This window comes from Microbulbifer aggregans, from assembly GCF_020524005.1.
In the GTDB taxonomy this organism is placed as follows: Bacteria; Pseudomonadota; Gammaproteobacteria; order Pseudomonadales; family Cellvibrionaceae; genus Microbulbifer; species Microbulbifer aggregans_A.
The window spans coordinates 188,562-211,606 of record NZ_JAIVKK010000007.1 but is presented as its reverse complement, the minus strand read 5'-3'; the positions used below and the strand labels follow the sequence as shown (position 1 = coordinate 211,606).

Sequence of the window (23,045 nt, the reverse complement as noted above, 5' to 3'; positions counted from 1 at the left end):
GTGTTTCTCCCGATATTGGCCTTGCTATTAAAAGGTATAGCTCGCAGACACGCCGGCGATTCTCGGCTCACCGAGCTGGTAGTACGCCTCGGGTGCATAACCGTTGGCCGGGTTGTTGCCGAACTGGTTGCTGAAGTAGAAACCGCGGGTATAGACAATCTCATCGGTCAGGTTTCTGCCCCACAGTGAGAGATCCCAGTTGTCCCCGGTGTAGGTCAGGCGGGCATTGAGCAGCTCATAGGCGGTGGATTTTTCGTTGTGGCTGTTGGAAAAGTAGAAGGCGTCTTTACCTTCCATTTCCACACGCACAGCCAGGTTTGCACTGAGCGCATATTCGGCGCCGGTAAAAAACTGGTAGGACGGGGCGTGGGCCAGATCGCGACCGTCGAGGTCGAGCGGCTGTACTTCTCCGGTGTTGTCATCCCGTGCGTCCACATGGGAGGTGCTGACAAAGTTCCTGAATTCTGCGTCCAGCCAGCCGGCGCTGGCAAACAGACGCAGGGCATCGCTGGCGAGGTAGTTCAGTTCGACTTCGATACCGCGGGTGCTGCCGCCGGCGGCATTGGTGAGGAAGTCGTCAAAAGAGAAGTCTTCCGGATTGAAAATGGACTGCTTGGCCTGTACATCCCGGCGATCTTGGAAAAAGGCGGCCAGTTGTGCCTGCAGGCGGCTGTCCAGCCAGGCGCCCTTGATTCCCAGCTCGTAGTTGAGCATGTATTCGGTATCGAACTGGAATGCATCGCTGCTGATCTGCGGGTTAGATACTGATGCGGAAATGACGCGTCCGTTTACCCCGCCGGCCTTGTAGCCGCGGGAAACCGTGCCGTAAACCAGTGTGTCATCACTGGCGGAGAACTCGAGGGTGATATCACCGCCCCACAAGTCTTCATCTGTCTTGCTGATAACGGCGAGGGAGTCGGCGTAATCGGCGGCGCGCTGTTCGAAGCGCAGGCCGGTAACCAGTGCCAGACGGTCGCTGAATACGGTTCTCAGCTGACCGTAGAGTGCGGCGTTTTCGGTATCGAACTGGCTGTTGAAGCTGCCGTTACGTGCCAGCGCTTCCTCTTCCGTGCGCAGGTAAATGCCGGCTACCCAGCTGGTGGTGCCGTCAAACAGGCTGGATTGCTCTGTGGACAACAAGCGGATATCAGCGCTCAGGTTGTCTTTTTCTCGCAGGTAGCGGTCGGTGGAGCTGTACTCATCAGGGTGGAAGCCCACATAGGTCCAGTCTTCATCGTAGCTGTATTCAGTATCGGAATCGGCCGCGCTCAGGACGGTTTTTAGGGTGAATTGGTCACTGCCGGTCCACAATGCGCTGACGGCGCCTGCCAGGGTGTCCTGCATATCCCGTCCCGGTTGATCCGACTGGGTCTCGCGGCTGTTATACAGTGAGAAAGCATCGTAGCCGTTGTCGGCATCCAGGTGCAGCAGGGTCAAATCCAGTTGCAGGTCATCCCGGGCCTGGAAACGAAGTTTGCCGCGCACTATGGTTTCGTCCAGGCCATTGGTGTCGTCGCGGCCGAGGAAACTGTTTTCCACATAGCCATCAGACTGCTGGTTTTGTGCGGCCAGGCGATAGCTCAGGCGATCAGAAAGGGCACCGCTGGCCACCCCGCTCAGAGTGTGGGAACCGTACTCGGCCACTTCCGCAGAGACTTTCGCTGTGGGCTCGCTAGTGGGGGCATTGCTGGTCATGGTGATCAGGCCGGCCAGAGCATTGGCACCATACACGGTGCCCTGGGGGCCGCGCAGGATTTCCACCTGGTCCATGTCCAGCGTGCTGGCGGCGAGTCCCAGGCCGGTAAAGTCGATTCCGTCGACAATCAGGCCGACCGACGGGTTGACCGGGTCAATAAACTGGCTGCGCTCGCCAATACCCCGAATCTGCACGAAGCGGCCGCGCGAGGCGCCGCTGGCAAAGTTCACATTGGGAGCGAGGTTGAGCAGCTGTTCCAGGTTGTGCGCGCCGCGGGCCTCGATGGCCTGGCCATCGAAAACGCTGACACTGGTGGGGGTGTCCAATTGGGTGGCGTCGCGTAACTGGCTGGTGACGGTGACTTCTTCCAGGATTGCGGTATCGCGCTCCGCTGCGGCGGTAGTAAGACTGCCTGACAGGCACCCGGCAAGTCCGACAAAGCAGGCAATGGGTTTGATTCTGAACAGTGGGTTCATGGCTCTCTCTCAGGAAACAAGTGATGAAAGAGACCCGGTGCGCGACGCGAAGAGGAGGTTTGACTAGTTACCTATTCCTACGCCGGTATTAACCGGATCAGGTTCAAGGGTTTGCCGAATCGACAGCATCTCAGGCTTACGCCACCCCTTAGGTTTGCGGGCGCGATGGTAGCAGATCTCTGGTGTGGCAGGAACCGTGCGGTGTGGTGCTGCGGCGTGTTTTGGCTTGCTCTGTGGGTTTCCCTATACATGTTCGGTAGGATTGCCGGTATCGAAGATCAACCGCTGGCACCAAGGAGTTTCTGTGCGCGCATTTTCACTACTCGATCTGTCCCCGATAACCGAAGGCGGCGATGCGCGGCAGGCGCTGATGAACTCGCTCGACCTGGCCCGCCACGCTGAAAACCTCGGCTATAAACGTTTCTGGATGGCGGAGCACCACAATATTGCCAGCGTTGCCAGTGCAGCCACGGCAGTGGCCCTCGGTTATATCGCTGCTGGCACCAGTAAGATACGTGTGGCCGCAGGCGGTGTCATGCTGCCGAACCACGCGCCACTGGTGATTGCCGAGCAGTTCGGTACCCTGGCGACCCTGTACCCGGATCGCGTGGATTTGGGGCTGGGGCGGGCGCCGGGTACAGACGGCGGCACCATGACAGCCCTGCGCCGCGACCCGATGCACGCCGCAGACCATTTCCCGGAAGATGTGCGGGAACTGCAGCATTACTTTGGGCCGGTCAAGCCCGGGCAGCGGGTGCTGGCCATTCCCGGCGCCGGACTCGGGGTGCCGATCTGGCTGCTGGGCTCGAGCCTGTACAGCGCGCAGCTCGCGGCGGCCATGGGCCTGCCCTTCGCCTTCGCCTCCCATTTTGCACCGGCCATGTTGGACCGGGCGCTACACCTGTATCGCACCGGTTTTCGTCCCTCCGAGTACCTCGACAAGCCCTATGCCGCCGCGGCCATCAATGTGTTTGCCGCGGATTCTGATGAGGAAGGGCGGCGACTGATGACCACTATTGAGCAGCAATTCATCGCCTTGCATCGCGGCAACCCCGGTCCACTCAAACCGCCGGTGGATGACATGGAATCTGTGGCTTCGCGGGGCGAGCGTATGCAGGTTACGCAGGCGCTGGCGGAATCGGCTGTGGGCTCCAAGGAAAGCGTTGCGCAGTGGATCGATCAGTTTCTCGCGCGTACGCAGGTGGATGAACTGATCGTGACCGGTGCAATGTACGATCACGACGCACGTCTGTATTCGTTTGAGCTGGCGGCGGACGTTCTTCGGGAGCGTATCGATGGCTGAGCGTCCGCCCTGGATCCAGTTTCTGGCGTACTTTCTGTTTATCCTTGCGGCGTGGACGCTGTTTATCAAATACCTGTTCCCGCTAGCCTTTGCAGTGGCAAGCGGTGAACCCTGGGCCTCGCACATATACTGGGACTTCTGGCCGGTTGCCCATGTCTGGCTGGGTTGGGCGTTACTGGTACAGCCCGGCTACGTACGTACCCTGGCTATTGTCATGGCGGTTGTTGAGATCGCCATTATTCTCACCAAATTTGTGTGGTTTTTTACTTCGCCGGAGTGGGATATCTGGCGTACCAACTGGTTTGTGAACAAGGTGTTTGTTCTCGGTTGTTTTATCCTTGTCCTGCTTACTGCTCTTTTTAAGCCTTCTATATTCCGGGGTAGCGATAACGCCTGAACAACAGGAGCTCAATCATGGACGATTGCATCGCACGCAGAGCATTTCTGAGGCTGATCGGCACCGGCGCGGTGAGTGCCTGGGCGTTTCCCGGTATGTTGCCATCGGTTGCCCGGGCGCAGACCAGGGAGCTGCAGAGTAAGCCGATTCCTTCCAGTGGCGAATCCCTGCCCATGATTGGTATGGGTACCTGGCGAACCTTCAATGTGGGCGACGATCCCAAGTTACTGGACGCCCGCACCCGTGTGGTCAAAGCATTTTTCAGTCGCGGCGGTGGGCTGATCGATTCCTCTCCCATGTATGGTTCTGCTCCGGAAACCATCGGCTACGCCCTCAGGGAGCTGGGGGCGCCCAAGTCCCTGTTTTCTGCGGAGAAAGTCTGGAGTCCTGCCGGTGGCAATGCCCGCGAGCAATTCGCCAGTCTCGCCGAACAATGGGGAATAAAAAAGTTTGATCTGGTGCAGGTGCACAACCTGCAAGACTGGCGGGAGCACCTCCCGCTACTGCGGGAAATGCGGAACGAAGAGCTGATCCGCTATATCGGTATCACCACTTCTCATGGGCGCCGCCACGCGGAATTCGAGCAGGTAATGGCAAGTGAGTCCCTCGATTTTGTTCAGCTCACCTACAACATCACCCACCGCGACGTGGAGTCCCGGCTACTGCCACTGGCCCGGGAGCGCGGCATCGCGGTGATTGCCAATCGCCCCTACGATGGTGGCAGCCTGATCAAGGGGCTGAAACGCAGGGAGGTAGTACCGGAGTGGGCGGCACAGGAGTTCGCTTGCCGTACCTGGGCTGACTTCCTACTGAAGTTTATCGTCAGCCACCCGGCGCTGAATTGTGCCATTCCCGCCACCACTCAGGTTGCCCATATGAACGAAAACATGCAGGCGGGCAGCGGTCCCATGCCCGATGGCAGAGCGCGTCAGCGCATGGTCGGGTTCGTCGAGTCGCTATGAATGAGTGGGATACCTACCGGCTGCTGGATTTCGTTCCGTTTACCAGGGAGGTGTACTTTCGCCTGCTGGAACGGGTGGGGGAGAGTTTTTGGCCGCTGCAGTTTGTCGGGCTGATTTTTGCGGGCGCTTCAATCTGGCTGGCGCTACGTGGGCGAGCCCGTATTGCGCTGCTGCTACTGGCACCCTGGTGGGTGGTAGTGGGGGTGATTTTCTTTCTGCAGCGCTATGCAACCTTGAACTGGGCTGGTGAATATATCGGTTGGGTGTTTATCGCCGAGGGCGTAGCGCTTAGTGTGCTCGCTCTTTTCGGCGCTGCGCCTGCCGTGAACAGTACCTCGCCAATCTGGCATAAAGCCTCAAATCTTTCGGGCATAGTGATTGCCGTTTTTGGCTTTATCGGCCTGCCGGCAACCGCGCTGCTGCAGGGATATTCCCGGTTTCAGGCCGAAGTGTTCGGTCTCCATGCAGACCCGACTGCGATGGTTACCCTGGGAGTGGTGTTGATTGCAGTGAGGCGCGCTTACCGATGGATAGCGGCTGCGATTCCGCTGATCTGGTTATTGCTCTCGGCTCTGACCCAGAGTGTGCTGGGTATCGGCTCGAGTCTGGCGATTTATTCGGTGATAGCGGCAGGGTTGTTGGGGGTGGCGTGGAGAGATTGAGGGAGATTCTTTCACCGAAGTAACGGCGATACGCGGGTCGAAAAGAAGGTTATCCGCGGCTGTTACCCAACCGCGGATAGGGCTTCCCGTTGTTTTAATTGCCGGTGCGCGCAATCAGGTCTTTATAAAATACAGTTGCCTTTGCCATATTGTCGATGCTGATACGTTCATCGGTGCCATGGAAACCATGCACGTCTTCTCGTGTGACGAGCATTGGATTGAAACGGTAGCTGTTGTCCGCAACCTGCGCATAGCGACGGCTGTCGGTGCCGCCAACGGTAAGTCCCGGTGCGATTACTACAGGCCCGTAGGTGCTCGTAGCACTGTGGGCAATAGCGTGGAAGCCTTCCGCATCGGCGCTGGAAACCCGAGAGGCAGCCTGAGCTTGCCGGGTAATTACATCGACGCGTTCATCATCGATCACCCGCTTCAGGTAAGCCTCTAGCTGCTCGATGCTATCCCGTGGGTGCACGCGAAGGTTAACAGTCGCCACCGCATCAATGGGCAGCACATTCTCTTTCACGCTGCCGGACAGCATGGTGGGGGCGACGGTGGTGTGTAGCATCGCTGCCGTGCTTGGCTGCGATTTCAGGGCAGAATCGATCAGCCCGCCAAACAGCCAGCGGTTGGCAAACAGTAACTTTTTGCTGAATGGCATATGTGGTGCAATCGCATCGAACATCTGGCCACTTGTGCCTTCGAGTCCGCCGGGTATTGGCGATTCATCCAGTTTTACCAGTGCATGGGCGAGCGTATCCACCGCGGTTTCTTTGGGGGGCATGGAAGAGTGACCGCCGCGACCGTGTGCCACGAGGTCTACCGTCATATAGCCTTTTTCCGCCACATTGATACTGGCAACGGCCGGTTCCACGCCGGGGATGAAGCCGCGCAGCAGGAAAGAGCCTTCATCCAGCGTCCACGCCAGTTGTACGCCATCCTTTTCCAGCTTCTCTACCACCGCGGCGGTGCCGTGCTCGCCGCCAACTTCCTCGTCGCTGGTAATGCTCAGGTATACGGTGCGCTCTGGCTGAAAGCCTTCTCCGAGTAGCACGGTGGCGGCTTCCATCAGCGCAATGACCGCGCTCTTGTCGTCCAGTGCGCCGCGACCCCAGATGTGGGTGTCATCGATCGCTCCGCTGTACGGGGGGTGCGTCCATTGCGATTCGGTGCCGGGAATCACCGGCACCACATCGTAATGGCCGGAGATCAGAACCGGCTGCAGATTTGCGTTTTTACCCGGCCAGGTAAACAACAGGGTATAGGGGGGCAGGGGAGCCTTGCCGAGGCGCTGCGGCGTGAGCGAAGCGTGGACTTCGGGATAGGTTTCCGCGAGCCAGTCCAGAAATGCGACGAACTGCGCCTGGGTGGCGGGCTCTGTGATTTGTGAAGAGACAGTACGCAGTTGAATGGCCTCAGACAGGTGCTGGGCAATTCGCTGCGGGTCGACCGCTGCTGAATCCATTCTGTGCGTCTGGGAAGGTACTGCGGGTAATTCGGGCGCGGTATAGAGGACAGTGCGGATCAGAGTAATCGCCGCAAGTAACAGAAATACTGTGCCCAGGCTGATGGCCACTTTTTTCATGGGAAAATCTCAATTCGGTGCCAGAGAATCGTTATTGGAACCAGCGAGCCGCACGCAAGGTGTGACTCGCTGTGATGGTGGTTAGAACCGGTAACCCAGCTCCAGACCGTAGGTGCGCGGGTCACCCTGGAAGTGAATGAGGGTACCGAAGAAGTCCCGTTGTGTGGTGTTCAGGTACTCTTCGTCAGTGAGGTTGCGGCCCCACAGCGCCAGGGACCAGGTGCCGTTCTCACTCTCAAGCCCGAGGCGCGCATTCACCAACTGGATATCATCCACCCAGCCGTATTGCACGCTCTCGCCGCTGGCAAGGGTGCCGGAACGCACGTTGTCGGCCGTGTTGTAGTAGTCCCCGCGCAGGGAGTAATCCACGCGCGCGAGCAATTCCGCACCCAGCGCAGGTACCGGGTAGTAATATTGGGCGCCCAGATTAACCGAGTAATCCGATGCACCCGGCAGTTTGTTCCCACTCACATCCGTTCCACCGGCACCGCCGCCAGGGTAGTCAGCAAACTCCGCATCCAGCAGGCCGAAAGCGGCATTGAGCTGCAGGCGGTCCGTCGGACGGTAGGTGAATTCTGCCTCAAGGCCACGGGTTACCACTTCGGCGGCATTGCGGATACTGATGGAGGTGCGTCCCTCGCCCAGGTCGATAAACTGATTCACCTGATAATCGGTGTAGTCGGACTGGAAGGCTGCGAGATTGAAGCCGAGGCTGCGCGCGAACAGCGTGCCTTTCAGGCCGATTTCGAAGCTGTCCACAGTCTCCTTGTCGAAATCCAGGCCCGCCTCCACATCGCCCTGACCGACAAAGTCCAGGTTGAAGCCCCCACTTTTGAAGCCGCTGCTGTATTTCACATAGCCCTGAATATCCTGGTTGAATGCGTAGCCCAGGTTAACGGTTGGGGAGAGGTGGCTGTCGGTGCGCTCGTCGTCTAGTTCGGCGGTGGCCATCTGGAAAGCGCCGGAACCGGAGCCGTCGATCATCCAGCCTACCGATTTCTTTTCTTCCGAGTAGCGGAAACCGAAGCCCAGCTTCCAGGCGTCGGACAACGCGTAGCTGCCGTTCACGAATGCAGCGTAACTGTCCGTATCCACTGTGCCGTCCGTCGTCACCGGGCGCGTTGGATCGGTGCCGAACAGCACGGAAGCGAGAGTCGAGCCCTGAATCTGGCGCAGGCTATCGGCCTGTTGCTGGAAGAGGTACAGACCGGCGATGTATTTCAGGTTTTCCGTGTCCGGTGAGATCAGCTGGAACTCCTGGGTGAGCTGGGCATAGTTGTCGGCGTAGGCCAGCTGCACGAGATCCAGAGCGGAGTAATCAATGTCGTTCTGGTATTCGATCTCGGTGTCTCTGGAAGCGGTGATGGACTTCACGGCAAAGCCGCTTTCCAGATCCCAGTTGAGCGTGGCCGCGGCGCCACGAATCTCGCGGGCTTCGTGCGGATCCAGGTTCATGTTCACGGTATTCGGTGCTGGCGACGCACTTTCAACAGTAGACGCGAATGTATCGGTTACGGCGTCGCCGGTGTAGCTGAGGCGATCGCTGTTGGTGCCATCGAGCGAAAGGCTTGCGTTGAAGCTACCGCCGGCATCGTAGAGCAGCTGGGCGCGGTAGGCATCGCCATCTACCTCATTCAGATCGCTGCCGGTCAGCAGGTTTTTCACCATACCGTCGCGCTGCTGGCTGCTGACTGAAACTTTGGAAAACAGGCTGTCAGAGAGCGGTACATTCACGGCAGCCGAGACCTGCCGGGCACCGTAGTTACCGTATTCCACATTCACGCTGCCCTCAAAGGTGTCGCTGGGCTGACGGGAAATCAGGTTGATGGCACCGGCCACGGTGTTTTTACCGAACAGGGTGCCCTGGGGCCCGCGCAGAACCTCAATCCGTTCAAGATCCAGCAGCTCCTGATTCAGTGCCGGGGACTGTCCCAGATACACCCCGTCAAGGTAGACACCCACGCGGGTATCGAAGCCGATATTGCGGCTGTTGGCACCCACACCGCGAATACTGACGCTGGAAGTGAAGTCGGTACCGGAGCTGATGGACAGGTTGGGCACAAACTCTGCTACCTCTTTCAGCTGTCGCACGCCGGTCTGTTCTATGTTGTCGGCACCAAAGTTGGTGATGGCGATGGGGACTTCGGTAAGGCGCTCGCTGCGTTTTTGCGCCGTCACGGTGACTTCTTCCAGTTCGGCTGAAAGGGCCCACGGGGATGCCTGAGCGGTAATGGCGGCTGCGAGGGCATGGGGGAGATAACGGGTGGCTTTCATCGAGGTTCTCCTGACAAGGTTATTGTTCTTTGACGGACGTGCGCTGGTTACATTGCGCCATTGTCAGGGGTTATAACCTTAAGAAGATCCCAGCTGCCTCCGCATTTGCAAATCCGCACAAAAAACCCCTCGGCCCGGGCCTGTCGGAAATTGCGAGTTTGCAAATACGAATAAAAAAATCCTTTTAAATCAATTGGTTAACATTTCTTGCTGCCTCAGACGGTACTGCCGAGGAGTAAGCCCGAGCCGCTTCTTGAAGTGGGAAAAGAAGGTGGAATTGGAGTTGAAACCAGCCTGAAGGCCAATATCGGTCACTGACAAGTGCTGCAGGTTATCGTCGAGTAGCATCTGTGCAGCTTCGTCCACCCGGTGCTGGTTGATGAACTCGTAAAACGATTGCTCTGTGAAGCTGTTGATAGTTTCCGAAAGGTGGTGCGTCGGTACGGACAACGTGCGGGCCAGATCGGCGATCTTGAGCCCGGCCTCCAGGTACGGCTTATCAGTGGCCATACGTTGCTGCAGTGCCTTCCAGATAGCCCTGGCGCCTTCATCCGACAGGCTGCTGGTCTGGTATTTGCGCGCAGTGGGTTCGCCTTCCTCTTTCGTGGTGGCTTCCTGAACCGTTGGTTGTTCGGGAAGGTGGATGCGGTGCTGTCGTAGTCCAAACCAGCCCATCAGCAGGGTCAGGAGGAGAGGAGCCTGCGCCTGTAGCGTACCCGTAGTAAAAGGCACTGGCCAACCGATCATCCCCGCGAGCTCAATAGTCACACCAATTAGCGTGGCTGCCAGGTAGCAGTATACGAGTGCGGTCAACCAGCTCAGGTTTACCTTCTCAACGGCTGAATAGTTTTGCTTGACCCGCTGCAAATGCGGCCGCAATACGCCCAGTACGGTAATGCCGTAACCGAATAAGGAAAGGTAGACCGCCAGACGGTGTACAAAGCGTGCGCGGTACATGAGGTCGCAGTCACCGGTTGAGCAGGGAAGTGTCAGCAGCCCGGTCGGCGAAAGTGGAAGCTGAAGCCACCAGAGCAGGGCCATGAGCACAGCCGGCAACAGGTGCAAGGCATGCCGAGGTTGCCATTGGAACTCCGGTTGAGTCAGCAGGCGGCTGAAAAAGTAGATCAGAGGCCCGGGCAGAAACTGCAGGATATACAGCTGATGGTATACGGCCGGCAGTGATTCCATCTCAGTGGCGCCAATCTCTGCAACAGAGATCCCACAGCTCACCGCCAGCAGTGCACCCAGGCAGTGACTGGCCCGTCTATTTCCCCAGGGCACCATCCACAGCAGTAAGCTCAGCATCAGGCCGGTACAGGCACCAAACATAATGATCAGGCTGGTGAGATGGAGCGAAACAATCATGGAGTACTACTACTGCTTATTCTTGCAGGCAAGCTTAAACCAAAGCTCCAGCCAACTGAATGGGAAGTTTGATACTAACGCAGGGCCACGTTGCCCCAACGTGGTCATTAAGTACGGAATTTCCGCGTAATCTGTTTCTGGTGTGACACCAATCTAAAAATTATTGGCGAAGTGGTTTAGTGTGCTGAGCGCAACGTATAACGGAGTGTCTTGGATGGATTTTTGCCGAATAACCTCCACGTTGATTTTCGCTAGCCGCGATCCGGGAAGGACTCCACAGTTGCCGTGCATTCAATACAAAAAAGTAGTGTCAGAGTGGATTTTATTTCCCTTGCGATGCACTTTGCCCCCGCGCTAGATTAACTCCCATCGTTTGTTAATCGAGTTCAACAGGGAGGTCGGAGTTTTGATTGGAGGGGTGAACTGGCAGCCGTTGCGGCCGCTAAAGGACTATTTGAATGCGCCGGAAGTCAGTGGAATCTACGAAATTGGGTTCAAGCGCAATGTCTATATCGCGGACCAGGCAACCGCGTTTGGATTGCATGCGGCGGGCTATCCTACCAACTTTATGCCCATGTATGTGGGTAAACACGAAGCGTCATTGCGCAAGCGTTTGGGCGAGCACTTTATTGGTGTGAATTCCGCAGGGCGGCGGCGTCGCGGTACCAAATCCAGTCGCTCGATCCGGGAATATTATCGAGAGTTACTCCCAAAGCTGGAAAGTATGCGCGCGAAAATTCCGTCTGCGTTGCAGTTTCCTCTCGATGGCCTTTATTTCACCTGTATTCCTGTGTCTGACCCGAAGCACTTCGAATCTATGGTGCGTTTGGGGCATTTTGATTACCCCTGGAATCGCCGGGATGAAAGTGCTGCCAGAGGCGAGGCGGAAGGACAGCAGAGCGCTGATTTTGGCTATATCTATCGGCAGCATGCCTTTCAGATAATCGGCTGACCTCGTCTGTTCTCGATAAGCCGAAGCATTGTTTTTTGCAAACGGTTTTTTGCAAATGGAATTTGGATAAACACATCAAAAAGGAATTTGAAATGCCAAACTTTCTTCACGCATCATCGACACTTTCTGGAAAGCTGCTGAATAAAAATATTCATGGTGGCAATCATGCGCCTAAGCCCGGCGATTGGTGGGCTAATGATGATACCTTGGCGCGGCAGGGGCCAGAAAAGGGGCGCCCGAAAGGACATGGTATCTGTAAAGGCGTTGCTTCCTCCTGGGTTATTGCTTTTCTCAACGGGAATACGGAAGCCTCTGATGGCAGCAAGTATGAGGAGTACTACACCAATTTCCTCAGATTCCAGGCGACCATGATCAAGGACTTTGGCAAGCATATTGATTCACATGTTTCCAAGATGGCAGACCTCCATCTTGACGCCAATATCAATGTCGGCCAGAAACTTGAACTGGTCGAATTTGAAGAGCGTTATATCCCTGCTGGCCGGTGGGCCGCATACATTTCGGTTTGGCACCACGATATCGCCATCGGTGGTAAGTGGGGCGCGAGCAGTACCCTGTATATTAATGAGCCGAATACTGGCCTGATGGTCTACTCCGACAAACGACATTTTCTCGCCGATTTGAAGGCCTATATCAGCAAACGTCGTCATTCAAAAAAATTGCCCGCAAACGAAAAGGCGGGGTTCTGGGTCTCTACACCCGCTTGACCTGTTGATGCTCGAAGCGAGTAAGCCCCCGCTCACTTGTAGAGCGGGGGAGGACAAGCTCTTAAAATGGTCGCCCGGTGTTCTTTTCCAAGGCTTCTCGCTCCCAATATTCCCCACATTTTGTGGCTCTCCCCAAAAATAACCAGCCATATAGCCTGCCGCGCTTTTCAAGGCGATGCCTGGCGTGAATTCCGTTACACTGCGGAATCAGCCATTTCTACCGCAGGAGTTCCTATGGCTCAGTCTGAAAATCGTTCCTGGCTGGACACTTTGCCCACAGCCTTCCAAACCTACCTGAACGGCCGCCGGCTGGACGAAGTGGAATGTATCGTCCCCGATCTGAACGGTATGTCCCGTGGTAAGGCGATGCCGCTAAACAAGTACTCGCCGGATGGCTCCATTTTTTTACCGATCTCTATTTTTTACCAGACCATCACCGGTCAGGATGTGGAAATGGATATCGATAACCAGTGGGCGGAAAGTGATATGTTGCTGGTGCCGGATATGGCTACGGCGATGGCTGTGCCCTGGGCCAAACAGGCGAGCCTGCAGATTATCCATGACCTGCATGACCTCGATGGCAAGCCAATTTCCTGCGCACCGCGCAATATCCTGAAGCGGGTGATCGCACTCTACGCCGCCAAGGGCTGGAAGCCGGTGGTGGCACCGGAGCTGGAGTTTTACCTCACTCAGCCGAATATTGACCCGAATGAACCGATCAAGCCGCCGGTTGGCCGCAACGGGCGTTCCGGAACGGCCCTGCAGTCCTACTCCATGTCGGCCATTGATGAGTATGGTCCGGTGATCGATACCATCTACGACTATGCGGAAGCCGCAGGTCTGCATATTGATTCGGTTATCCAGGAGGACGGTGCCGGCCAAGTGGAATTCAATCTCACCCATGGCGACCCGTTGCTGTTGGCCGATCAGGTGTTTTACTTCAAACGGATTATCAAAGAAGCGGCGTTAAACAACGGTATGTTCGCCACGTTTATGGCCAAGCCCATGCGCGATCAGCCAGGCAGTGCGATGCATGTGCATCAGAGCGTGGTAGATAGCGCGAACGGCAAAAATATTTTCTCGGATGAGCAGGGGAATGCCACTGACCTGTTTCGCTATTTTATTGGCGGCACACAAAAATACTTGCGTGAAGTGATGCCGTTTATTGCACCCAACGTCAATTCCTACCGGCGCTTTGAGTCTGAGGCCAATTCCAGCGCACCAACTAATATTGCCTGGGGCTACGATAACCGCGCGACCGGCTTGCGGGTACCCAACTCGGGTGCCCAGGATCGCCGCCTGGAAAACCGGGTCATCGGGGTGGATACCAACCCGTATCTGTCGATTGCTGCCAGCCTGGCCTGTGGATATCTCGGCATGCTGAACGGGATTGAGCCGAGCGCGCCTGCGGTGGGTGAGTTGGATGACGAGCAGTCGTCTCACGCCTATATCCCGACTACATTTGACGAAGCACTACGCATATTCGAGGATGCCGTGGAAGTGCGCGAGGTGTTGGGCGAAGACTTCTGCCAGCTATTTGCTGAAGTAAAAAAGGAGGAGCTGCGCCAGTTCCACCGCGAAATATCCCCCTGGGAGCGTGAGCATCTATTGTTGAGCGTGTAAGGCTCCCGGACAGTGTTGTGGCAAATATGAAAAAGCCCCCAGCTCTCGCGAGTTGGGGGCTTTTTAGGGTGGCGGTGTGGATAGTCAGTGCTGGGTTGTTGATAACTCAGGGCTTATCCCCTGGGAGGCTGGGCACTCGGCTCATTCAACTCAGAATATGTTACACGGTTTCCCAGCCCCTTTATTGGCGGCGCCTTCTCAATCAGTGCTGGTAGCAGCCGGCGCGCGGCAAACGCAGTCAAGTGGTCGTCATCACGGTAAAGCAGGTCGCGCCCAAAGGCTATGCGGCAGTTGTCTTCGCATAGCAGTTCGCGAGGGTTGACCGTATAGGCGCCGTGGCGCTCTGCCACGAGATCGAGAATGTTATCGGACTGCTGCTGCCGGGTTTCTACACCACTTGCCGTTGGCCCCTTGGGGAAGACGGTATCGGTGAATGCGGCTTTCGCCAGCGCTGCCGGAACGGAGTGGCCGATTTCCGGAACCCCTTTAATCAGTATCACCTTGCGTCCGGTTGCGCGAATGGCGGCAACCGTTTGGTCGAGTCTGTGAGCTACAAGGGCTCCCCGGGAGGAATATGTTGCTTGCACGGCCCAATCTGGTACTGCCGTCGTGTAGGATTCTGCGGAGGTAAACTGGCTGCCCTTGCCACCTTCCGGACGATTCTCTTCTGCAGCCAGTGCCCAGCGCGCGGCCAGTACCACTACTGGCATATCTTCCCGCGACTTTAACAGCTCAATGACTTGCTCATTGAATAGGTCACAGCGGTGCGACTCGGACTTGTCCACTCGGCGCAATCCCATAAGTGGTGGGCAGCCGGATTTGAGTGCGGCCATACCGGTGAATTTCTGCTTTTCGAGAAGTTGATCGAAGCCCGGTAGCCAGGCTGCCGCGTGCGAGTCGCCCCACAGGAACAGGTCCATATTCTCCTGGCTTTCCTCGGGAGTGCCGCCCATCGTACACAGGCCGGTTGCCGGGGTTTTCTTCATGCAGCGTTCCTGTCGGTCGATGCCGCTGAACGCCTGTTGATAAGTAGCAAGCTGCGGCTCCGGCAGCCGGCTCGGAAAGCCATCATATGTTTTGATGGCAAAGCCGGTTCCAAGGAGCAACATTGCGCTGACTGCAGAAAGGCGGGTCAGTAGCGGGCGTGTTATTCGGGTCTTCCGCCCGGCGCGGAACGACTGTTCGATAAACTTCCAGCTGCCCCATGCCAGTAGCAGGGATAGTGCGACGGCGAACAGCGCAAGGCCTGTCGAAAGGTGAGTGCTCCCCTGTAGCAGGCGCAGGCCGACGAGTACGGGCCAGTGCCAGAGGTAGAGCGAGTAGGAAATAAGCCCGATAGCCACCAGCAGGGGATTGCCCATAAGTCGGGATACCCGATTTTCCCCAGCGCTGCCTGCCCAGATCAGCGCGATTGCGCCTGCCACGGGCAGCATTGCCGCGCTGCCGGGGAACGCGGTCTGTGGTCCGTAGAAGGCAATGCTGGCGATAATCATCAGCACACCCGCCAGGCCGATAAGTTCGGCCAGAGCGCGCTGCTTTAGGTTAGGCAGAACACCCATGGCGAGCAGGGCACCGGCACTCAGCTCCCACACGCGCGCGGGCGTCAGGAAGTAGGCCGCCGTGGGCTCAGTCCGGGTTTGCCAGATCGAGAACGCAAATGACGCTACGGTCAAAAGCGCGACGCCGACCGTCATGAGTGCGCGAGGTCCCCGTGCCAGCAGGCACAGTAACAGCGGAAAGCCCAGATAAAACTGCTCTTCCACCGACAGCGACCAGGTATGTAGCAGCGGTTCCCACTCTGCCGCTGTGCCGAAGTAGTCTTCTGTGCTGCGGGCGAACCAGACATTGGAGAGGAACAAAATAGCGGCGATCACTGAGCGGCCGAGCGCACCGAAAGCTTCCGGGGGCATCAGGAACCAACCTCCGATGAGGCAGGCCAGCATCATCGCAAACAGGGCGGGAAGGATCCGGCGTGCGCGGCGCTCGTAGAACCGGGCCACAGAAAAGTCACCGGCGCTGATTTCCCGGACCAGTATGCTGGTGATCAGAAAACCTGAAATGACAAAGAAAATGTCGACACCGATAAATCCGCCGGAAAAACCGGGGAGGCCTGCATGGCCGAATACGACCGGCAGTACGGCCAGTGCCCGCAGGCCGTCAATGTCTGGACGATAACCACTCTTTCCCATGAAACCCCACAACCTCACTTCTCAACCTGGGAAATTAAGCGTCTTCAGGCCATTTAGCGCCCAGAAAACGGTGGGGGATCATAGCACTGCGGAAACGGCGAAAAAGTGCGCTATGGCACGGGGCGGAAAGATGGCTAGCGGTGGCGAGGAAGGTGGCGAGAAAAAGAGGGGAGGAAGAGGGAAGCCCCGGATCCGAAGGAGTCCGGGGCACGGCCTGTCAGCGTTTATACGTCGAACGCTTCTTTCAGTTTCTTTTCCACCAGCACTTTTTTCAGGCGCGCATACTGTGGAATGCCATTCTTGTAGGGAGGGTAGTCTTCGCCCTGGATCAACGGCTCAAGATAGTCGCGGCCGGCCTGGGTGATACCGAAACCATCTTCGCTGATGTATTCCTCGGGCATGAACTTCTCGACATTGGCCACTTCCGAAAGAGGCGCTTCGCCGATGGTCCAGCTGTAATCGGCAGTGCTGGTGCCATTGCGCTCAATGGTCGGCATGATGGCGCTCTTGCCGATCACCGCGGCTTCAACGGCGGCTTTGCCTACGGCGTAGGCCTGCTCAACGTCGGTAGCAGAGGCGATGTGGCGGGCAGCGCGCTGCAGGTAGTCAGCCAGGGCCCAGTGGTATTTCAGGCCCAGCTCGTCTTTTACCATTTTGGCCAAAGTGGGAGCTACACCGCCCAGCTGCTTGTGGCCGAAGGCATCGACGCTACCGGCGTCAGCGAGGAAGGTGCCGTCTTCGTACTGGGCGCCTTCGGACGCTACGATCACACAGTAGCCCTTGTCTTCAACCGTCTGCTGAACTTTCTTGAGGAACTTCTCTTTGTCGAACGCCACTTCCGGCAGCAGGATGATGTGCGGCGCGTCGCCTTCGTGTTCCTGCGCGAGGGCACCGGCGGCGGCAATCCAGCCCGCGTGGCGGCCCATAACCTCAAGGATGAACACCTTGGTGGAGGTGGCGCACATGGAGGCGACGTCGAGCGCGGCTTCCTTGGTAGATACGGCAACATACTTGGCGACGGAGCCAAAGCCCGGGCAGTTGTCGGTAAACGGCAGGTCGTTATCCACAGTCTTGGGGATATGGATGGCCTGGATGGGGTAGCCCATTTTTTCTGACAACTGGGAGATCTTCAGGCAGGTGTCGGCCGAGTCGCCGCCGCCGTTATAGAAGAAATAGCCGATGTCGTGGGCCTTGAACACTTCGATCAGCCGCTCGTACTCGGCGCGGTTCTGCTCCAGGCTCTTGAGCTTGTAACGGCAGGAGCCGAAGGCACCGGACGGCGTGTGGCGCAGGGCGGCGATGGTGGCATCGCTTTCCTGGCTTACGTCGATCAGCTCTTCTTTGAGCGCGCCGACGATACCGTTCAGGCCGGCGTAGATCTTGCCGATTTTGTCCCCGTGCTGGCGGGCGGTTTCAATCAGTCCGCAGGCCGAGGCATTGATTACGGCAGTAACGCCGCCGGATTGAGCGTAAAAAGCGTTCTTCTTGGACATGTCTATCCTATTGGTCATCTCGTCTTCGTCACGCTGTGGGCGGCTCTTGGCGGCTACCTCACGCGGCGCGAAGTCTAATGTATTCATGTGGCAATTGCATGGAATTGCTGACATTCGACACTTACTGCCGTAAAGCCCCGTGATAAGCTTGTGCGGCGTTGAAATTGCGCCATGTGGCGGCAATTCCTGTCGCTGCCATTTGGGTAAAGCAATAACCGCGCCGACGCGCGTTTAATGCGAGGTAACCGGGCTACAGGGGGAATGATTGCGTGAACTTTGGGTCTCACCTGTCGCCTGTATCCACATAAGAGAGCGTTTGAACTGGCATGCATATTCATATTCTAGGTATCTGTGGCACCTTTATGGGCAGCCTGGCGCAGTTGGCGGTGGCGGAAGGCCATAAAGTCACAGGTTCTGATGCCAATGTATATCCGCCCATGAGCACCCAGCTGGAGCAGGCCGGCATCACGCTGACCGAAGGGTACGATCCCGCCCAGCTGGAGCCTGCGCCGGACCTGGTGATCATCGGTAATGCCCTGTCGCGCGGTAATCCCGCGGTGGAAGCGGTGCTGGAAAAGGGGCTGCCCTATACCTCCGGGGCCCAGTGGTTGTGCGACCACTTCCTCGGCGGGCGCTGGGTACTGGCGGTTTCCGGTACTCACGGCAAGACCACCACCGCGAGCATGCTGGCCTGGGTACTGGATTACGCCGGTATGGACCCGGGCTTTCTGATTGGCGGCGTGCCGCAGAATTTCGACGTGTCCGCCCGCCTTGGCGGTACCCCGTTCTTTGTCGTGGAGGCGGACGAGTACGATACAGCCTTCTTCGACAAACGCTCCAAGTTCGTCCATTACCGCCCGCGTACCCTGGTTATCAATAACCTCGAGTTCGACCACGCAGATATCTTTGACGATCTCGCGGCGATCCAGAAACAGTTCCACCACCTGGTGCGTACGGTGCCGGGCGGCGGCCTGATTGTGGCCGCGCAGGAAGACGCTGTGACCCAGGTGCTGGAAAAAGGCTGCTGGAGCGAGGTTCAGCGCTTTGCCGCGGAAGATGCCGACGGTGTGCGTATGGGCGACTGGTGCGCGATCAACATCGCCGCAGACGGCAGTCGGTTTGACGTGCAGCTGGAAGGGCAGGTCGTCGCCAGCGTTGCATGGGACCAGACCGGCATGCACAGCGTGAAAAATGGCCTTGCGGTCATTGCTGCGGCCCGTCATGTGGGCGTAGAGCCGGCGACCGCAGCGGAAGCGCTGGGCAAGTTCGGCGGCGTGAAACGGCGTATGGAGTGCCTGGGCGATATCCAGGGTATCCGCGTCTACGACGATTTTGCCCACCACCCCACGGCGATCGAGACCACGCTCAATGGCCTGCGAGCCAAAGTCGGGAGCGAACGGGTCATCGCTTTGATTGAACCGCGCTCCAATACCATGCGTATGGGACATCATCAGGGGCAGTTGGCACGCGCGTGTAGCGGTGCGGATCTGGTGTTGTGGTACCAGCCCGAAGGGATGGATTGGTCCCTGGATGAGGTGGTTCACCACTCCACAGTGCCGGCAAAGGTTATCCACAGCATCGACGCTGCGGTAGAATCCGTCCTCGAGCTGAGCGGCCCGGGCAGTCACGTGATTGTGATGAGCAACGGCGGTTTCGGCGGTGTACACCAGCGGCTGGTCAGCGCGCTGGAACAGAAATACGGTAAATAGCCCGTTGAAGCGGGCGGATACGGATACCTTTTTGGCTGAGCCGACTTTTCACAAAACGGTCACCCTGGCGATCACCGGTGCCTCGGGCGCCCAGTATGGGCTGCGCCTGTTACAGTGCCTGCTGGCCGCGCGCGTGCGCGTGTGGCTGCTGCTGTCTGATGCGGCACGGGTGGTGATCGATACCGAGACCGAACTGACGCTGCCGGAAGGCGAGGCGGACACCGGACGTTTCCTGGCGGAACTCTACGGGGCCGAAGCGGGTCAATTGACCCTGTTTGAAAAACGGGACTGGTTCTCGCCGGTGGCTTCCGGAACCGGAGCGGCCAGTAGCCTGGTAATCTGCCCGGCCAGCGGCGGCACCCTGTCGGCGATTGCCTACGGGGCTTCCAACAACCTGATCGAGCGCGCGGCCGATGTGGCCCTGAAAGAGCGCCGTCAGCTGATACTGGTGCCGAGAGAAGCACCCTACTCAGAAATACATCTGGAAAACATGCTCAAACTGACCCGCATGGGCGCAGTGATCCTGCCGGCGAGTCCGGGGTTCTATCAAAAGCCACAGACCGTCGAGGATCTGGTGGACTTTGTGGTAGCCCGGATACTCAGCCAGCTGGATATCGAGCAGACACTGCTCCCCGCATGGGGCCAGAGTTGAGATTGAATCCTTTTACGGGAGGGGTGTGATGGACAAGGCCGTCACCATTCACTATTGCGTCCAGTGTAACTGGATGCTCCGTGCCACCTGGATGGCTCAGGAACTGCTGTACACCTTCGCTGAAGACCTGGATCAGGTCGCCCTCAAGCCGGGCAGCGGCGGTGTATTTGAAATCCGTGTCGGCGACCAGTTGATCTGGGAGCGCAAACGCGACGGTGGATTTCCGGGGCCGAAAGAACTGAAACAGAAAGTGCGCGATGTGCTGTTCCCGGAGCGGGATCTCGGGCATATCGACAAGTAGCCATTCTGTACGAACAATCATTTTCTAACGACAAGCGAACTCATTATGTTGTTGGGCTTAAAGACCTGGTACGAAAAACTGGTGCTCGGGAATCCGAAAACCGTGCTGATGCTGGTGGCGCTGCTCACCGTTATTGCGGCGGCGGGGTTGCCGCGTTTTAAACTGGACGCGTCGGCCGACTCGCTGACCCTTGAGACGGATGACTCGCTGGATTTTTTCCGCGAAATCTCCGAGCGCTATAACTCCGGCGACTTCCTTGTCGTAACTTACCGCTATAAAAATGGTGACCTGTTCAGCGATGAATCCCTGGCGACCATGCGTCGCCTGCAGGACGAGCTGGCGATGGTGGAAGGGGTTAGTGGGGTTCAGTCGATCCTGAACGTACCGCTACTGTACAGCCCGAAGCTGTCCATTACCGAGGTCGCCGATGGTATCCGTACTCTCTCATCGCCTGGCGTGGACCGGGAGCTGGCCCGCAAAGAATTCCTCGAGAGCCCAATCTATAAAGACCTGATCCTGAGCGCGGATGGCGAGACGACCGCCATGATGCTCAACCTGGAGCTGGACAAGAAAGGGCTGGACCTGGTGCGTGAGCGCGACAGTCTGCGCCGCAAACGCAATGAAGAAGGCCTGAGTGCTGAAGAAGCGCAGCGTCTTGAATTGGTCTCGGCTGAATATCTCGAGCACCGCACCGCGGGTGAAGACGCGGCGCGTGCGCGGGTGAAGGAAGTCCGGGGCATCCTGGCCCAGTACGACGGCAACGCCGAGCTGTTCCTGGGCGGCCTGACCATGATTACTTCCGACATGATCGCCTTTATCCAGAGTGACCTTGCGGTTTTCGGCGCGGGTATCCTGGCGTTTATCGTGGTCACTTTGCTGTTGATCTTCCGTCAGGCCCGCTGGGTGTTCCTGCCGCTGACGACCTGCGTGACCACGGCGGTGATGATGCTCGGCCTGTTGAGCTGGCTCGACTGGCGCCTCACGGTAATCTCTGCGAACTTCGTAGCCCTGTTACTGATTATTACCCTGGCGGTTACCATCCACCTGGCAGTGCGCTATCGCGAGTACTTCGCCGAGCACCCGGAGTGGGATCGTTTCCAGCTGGCGTCGGCCACCGTGTCTTTCATGGCCAAACCCTGCCTGTATACCGGGTTGACCACCATGGTGGCCTTTATGTCGCTGGTGGTGAGTGGCATTCGCCCGGTGATCGATTTCGGCTGGATGATGACCATGGGGGTGACCCTGGCTTTGATCCTGTCTTTCCTGATCATTCCTGCCAGCCTCATGGTGCTGAAAAAGCGCGATGGCGGGCTGGGTGAGGATAACTCCCACGCATTTACCCAGGTGTTTTCCCGCTTTGCGGAAAACCGCAAGGGTATCGTCCTGGGGGTCTCCGTTCTCGCTGCGGTGATCAGTGTGGTGGGTGTCACCCGCCTGAAAGTGGAAAACCGCTTTATCGATTACTTCGATGATTCCACCGAAATTTATCAGGGCATGCTGGTTATCGACCAGCGCCTCGGCGGCACCATCAATCTGGATGTAGTGCTTAACAAGCCCGAGCAGTTGGCACCGGCATTCGAAGGTGAAGAAGACCCGTTTGGAGCCGATTTCGGTGACGATGAAGCGGATGAATTCGCGGAAGCGGAAGCCGATGCGTTTGCCGAAGAAGATCCCTTCGCGAGTGATGACCCGTTCGCCACTGGTGGCGACACGGCTACATCCGAAGATGCCTACTGGTTTACCGTTGCCGGCCTGAATCAGGTTGAGAAGCTGCACGACTTCCTTGAGGCGCAGCCGGAAATCGGCAAGGTGCAGTCCCTCGCGACCCTGTACAAAGTCGCCCGCGACCTGAACGACGGCGGCCTGAACGATTTCGAACTGGCGGTCGCCCGCCAGAGTCTGCCGGAAGAAATCAATCAGGTGCTGGTGCACCCCTACTGGTCTCCGGAGCAGCACCAGGCCCGGATCACCATGCGCGTGATGGAAACGGATCCGAACCTGCGTCGCGATGAGCTGATCCAGCGTATCTATGCGTTTGCCGAAAACGAGATGGGCATTGAAACTGGTGACGTGCGCCAGACCGGCATGCTGGTGCTGTACAACAATATGCTGCAGAGCCTGTTCAAGTCCCAGATCCTGACGCTGGGTGCGGTGTTTGCCGGTATTCTGCTGATGTTCCTGGTACTGTTCCGCTCGCTGCCGCTGGCGATCATTGCGCTGGTGCCGAACATGCTGGCGGCCTGTGTGGTGCTTGGCGGTATGGGGCTGGCGAATATTCCGCTGGATATGATGACCATTACCATTGCCGCGATCACGGTCGGCATCGGTGTGGATCACGCGATCCACTACCTGTACCGCTTCCGCGAAGAGTTTGAGAAAGATGGCGATTATGTCGCAACCATGCACCGCAGCCACGCAACCATTGGCCGCGCCATGTTCTACACCGCGATTACCATCATCGCCGGCTTCTCGATCCTGGCGCTGTCCAAGTTTGTACCGTCGATTTACTTTGGCCTGCTGACCGCGTTGGCAATGTCGGCAGCACTGCTGGGTTCCCTGACCCTGCTGCCTTTATTACTGGTATTGTTCAAGCCGCTGCCCAAGCCGGTGGCGAGCGTGGAACAGGGAAAGGAAACGGTGGTGGTTGAGGATACCGAGACCTGCGTCAGCTGATCGTCATGCGC

At 57.7% G+C, this 23,045-nt stretch carries 17 protein-coding genes and 1 riboswitch; of the genes, 11 read left to right on the top strand and 6 right to left on the bottom strand.

Features of this window, described 5'->3' with window-relative positions; translation table 11 throughout:
- Positions 1 to 27: 27 nt before the first annotated feature.
- Positions 28 to 2,172 carry a TonB-dependent receptor gene (locus tag LC093_RS14300; protein WP_226666062.1) on the bottom strand — a complete coding sequence of 715 codons (2,145 nt, stop codon included), beginning with the start codon at positions 2,170 to 2,172 and terminating at the stop codon, positions 28 to 30.
- Positions 2,173 to 2,229: 57 nt separating this feature from the next.
- A riboswitch (TPP riboswitch) is annotated at positions 2,230 to 2,331 on the bottom strand.
- Between the two features lie 145 nt (positions 2,332 to 2,476).
- On the opposite strand from LC093_RS14300, the gene LC093_RS14295 reads away from it, so the two are divergent.
- From LC093_RS14295 to LC093_RS14280, 4 genes are read left to right on the top strand one after another with little or no spacing between them, the layout of a single operon-like run.
- A complete protein-coding gene (locus LC093_RS14295) occupies positions 2,477 to 3,475 on the top strand; it encodes an LLM class flavin-dependent oxidoreductase (RefSeq protein ID WP_226666059.1) in 999 nt (332 codons plus the stop codon).
- On the top strand, positions 3,468 to 3,872 hold the full coding sequence (locus tag LC093_RS14290; protein WP_226666057.1) for a hypothetical protein: 405 nt from the start codon (positions 3,468 to 3,470) through the stop codon (positions 3,870 to 3,872). Before LC093_RS14295 ends, LC093_RS14290 begins: the two co-directional genes overlap by 8 nt.
- Before the next feature lie 17 nt (positions 3,873 to 3,889).
- Complete coding sequence (locus LC093_RS14285) at positions 3,890 to 4,834, top strand: aldo/keto reductase (RefSeq protein ID WP_226666054.1); 945 nt, start codon at positions 3,890 to 3,892, stop codon at positions 4,832 to 4,834.
- Positions 4,831 to 5,496, top strand: coding sequence for a DUF4175 domain-containing protein (locus LC093_RS14280; protein ID WP_226666052.1), 666 nt, complete (start codon positions 4,831 to 4,833; stop codon positions 5,494 to 5,496). Before LC093_RS14285 ends, LC093_RS14280 begins: the two co-directional genes overlap by 4 nt.
- Positions 5,497 to 5,590: 94 nt before the next feature.
- Here the strand turns inward: LC093_RS14280 and LC093_RS14275 are convergent, their stop codons facing one another.
- From LC093_RS14275 to LC093_RS14265, 3 genes are all read right to left on the bottom strand, one after another.
- On the bottom strand, positions 5,591 to 7,078 hold the full coding sequence (locus tag LC093_RS14275; RefSeq protein WP_226666048.1) for a M20 family peptidase: 1,488 nt from the start codon (positions 7,076 to 7,078) through the stop codon (positions 5,591 to 5,593).
- A gap of 81 nt (positions 7,079 to 7,159) precedes the next feature.
- Entirely contained in the window at positions 7,160 to 9,352 is a 2,193-nt protein-coding gene (locus LC093_RS14270; protein WP_226666047.1) for a TonB-dependent receptor, read from the bottom strand.
- Positions 9,353 to 9,541: 189 nt separating this feature from the next.
- Positions 9,542 to 10,717, bottom strand: coding sequence for an AraC family transcriptional regulator (locus LC093_RS14265; RefSeq protein WP_226666045.1), 1,176 nt, complete (start codon positions 10,715 to 10,717; stop codon positions 9,542 to 9,544).
- A 406-nt stretch (positions 10,718 to 11,123) separates the two neighbouring features.
- Here LC093_RS14265 and LC093_RS14260 point away from each other — a divergent pair, with 406 nt between their 5' ends.
- From LC093_RS14260 to LC093_RS14250, 3 genes are all read left to right on the top strand, one after another.
- The gene (locus LC093_RS14260; RefSeq protein WP_226666042.1) at positions 11,124 to 11,669 is read left to right on the top strand and encodes a hypothetical protein; all 546 of its coding nucleotides are present in this window, start codon (positions 11,124 to 11,126) and stop codon (positions 11,667 to 11,669) included.
- Positions 11,670 to 11,731: 62 nt separating this feature from the next.
- Positions 11,732 to 12,394, top strand: a complete 663-nt coding sequence (locus tag LC093_RS14255) for a hypothetical protein (protein ID WP_226666039.1) — start codon at positions 11,732 to 11,734, stop codon at positions 12,392 to 12,394.
- A gap of 234 nt (positions 12,395 to 12,628) precedes the next feature.
- Positions 12,629 to 14,017, top strand: coding sequence for a glutamine synthetase family protein (locus tag LC093_RS14250; protein WP_226666037.1), 1,389 nt, complete (start codon positions 12,629 to 12,631; stop codon positions 14,015 to 14,017).
- 113 nt (positions 14,018 to 14,130) lie between these two features.
- Here LC093_RS14250 and LC093_RS14245 read toward each other — a convergent pair whose 3' ends face one another.
- Positions 14,131 to 16,206: an acyltransferase family protein gene (locus LC093_RS14245; protein WP_226666034.1), complete on the bottom strand. Its 2,076-nt coding sequence runs from the start codon at positions 16,204 to 16,206 to the stop codon at positions 14,131 to 14,133.
- A gap of 224 nt (positions 16,207 to 16,430) precedes the next feature.
- Complete coding sequence (locus LC093_RS14240; RefSeq protein WP_226666237.1) at positions 16,431 to 17,699, bottom strand: 6-phosphofructokinase; 1,269 nt, start codon at positions 17,697 to 17,699, stop codon at positions 16,431 to 16,433.
- Positions 17,700 to 18,025: 326 nt separating this feature from the next.
- Here LC093_RS14240 and mpl point away from each other — a divergent pair, with 326 nt between their 5' ends.
- From mpl to LC093_RS14220, 4 genes are read left to right on the top strand one after another with little or no spacing between them, the layout of a single operon-like run.
- Positions 18,026 to 19,408, top strand: a complete 1,383-nt coding sequence (gene mpl, locus LC093_RS14235) for a UDP-N-acetylmuramate:L-alanyl-gamma-D-glutamyl-meso-diaminopimelate ligase (RefSeq protein WP_226666032.1) — start codon at positions 18,026 to 18,028, stop codon at positions 19,406 to 19,408.
- 31 nt (positions 19,409 to 19,439) lie between these two features.
- Positions 19,440 to 20,060 (top strand): flavin prenyltransferase UbiX, encoded by a 621-nt coding sequence (locus tag LC093_RS14230; RefSeq protein WP_226666030.1) that lies wholly within the window; start codon positions 19,440 to 19,442, stop codon positions 20,058 to 20,060.
- A 28-nt stretch (positions 20,061 to 20,088) separates the two neighbouring features.
- The gene (locus LC093_RS14225; RefSeq protein WP_226666027.1) at positions 20,089 to 20,361 is read left to right on the top strand and encodes a SelT/SelW/SelH family protein; all 273 of its coding nucleotides are present in this window, start codon (positions 20,089 to 20,091) and stop codon (positions 20,359 to 20,361) included.
- Between the two features lie 45 nt (positions 20,362 to 20,406).
- The gene (locus tag LC093_RS14220) at positions 20,407 to 23,034 is read left to right on the top strand and encodes an efflux RND transporter permease subunit (RefSeq protein WP_226666024.1); all 2,628 of its coding nucleotides are present in this window, start codon (positions 20,407 to 20,409) and stop codon (positions 23,032 to 23,034) included.
- Positions 23,035 to 23,045: the final 11 nt, after the last annotated feature.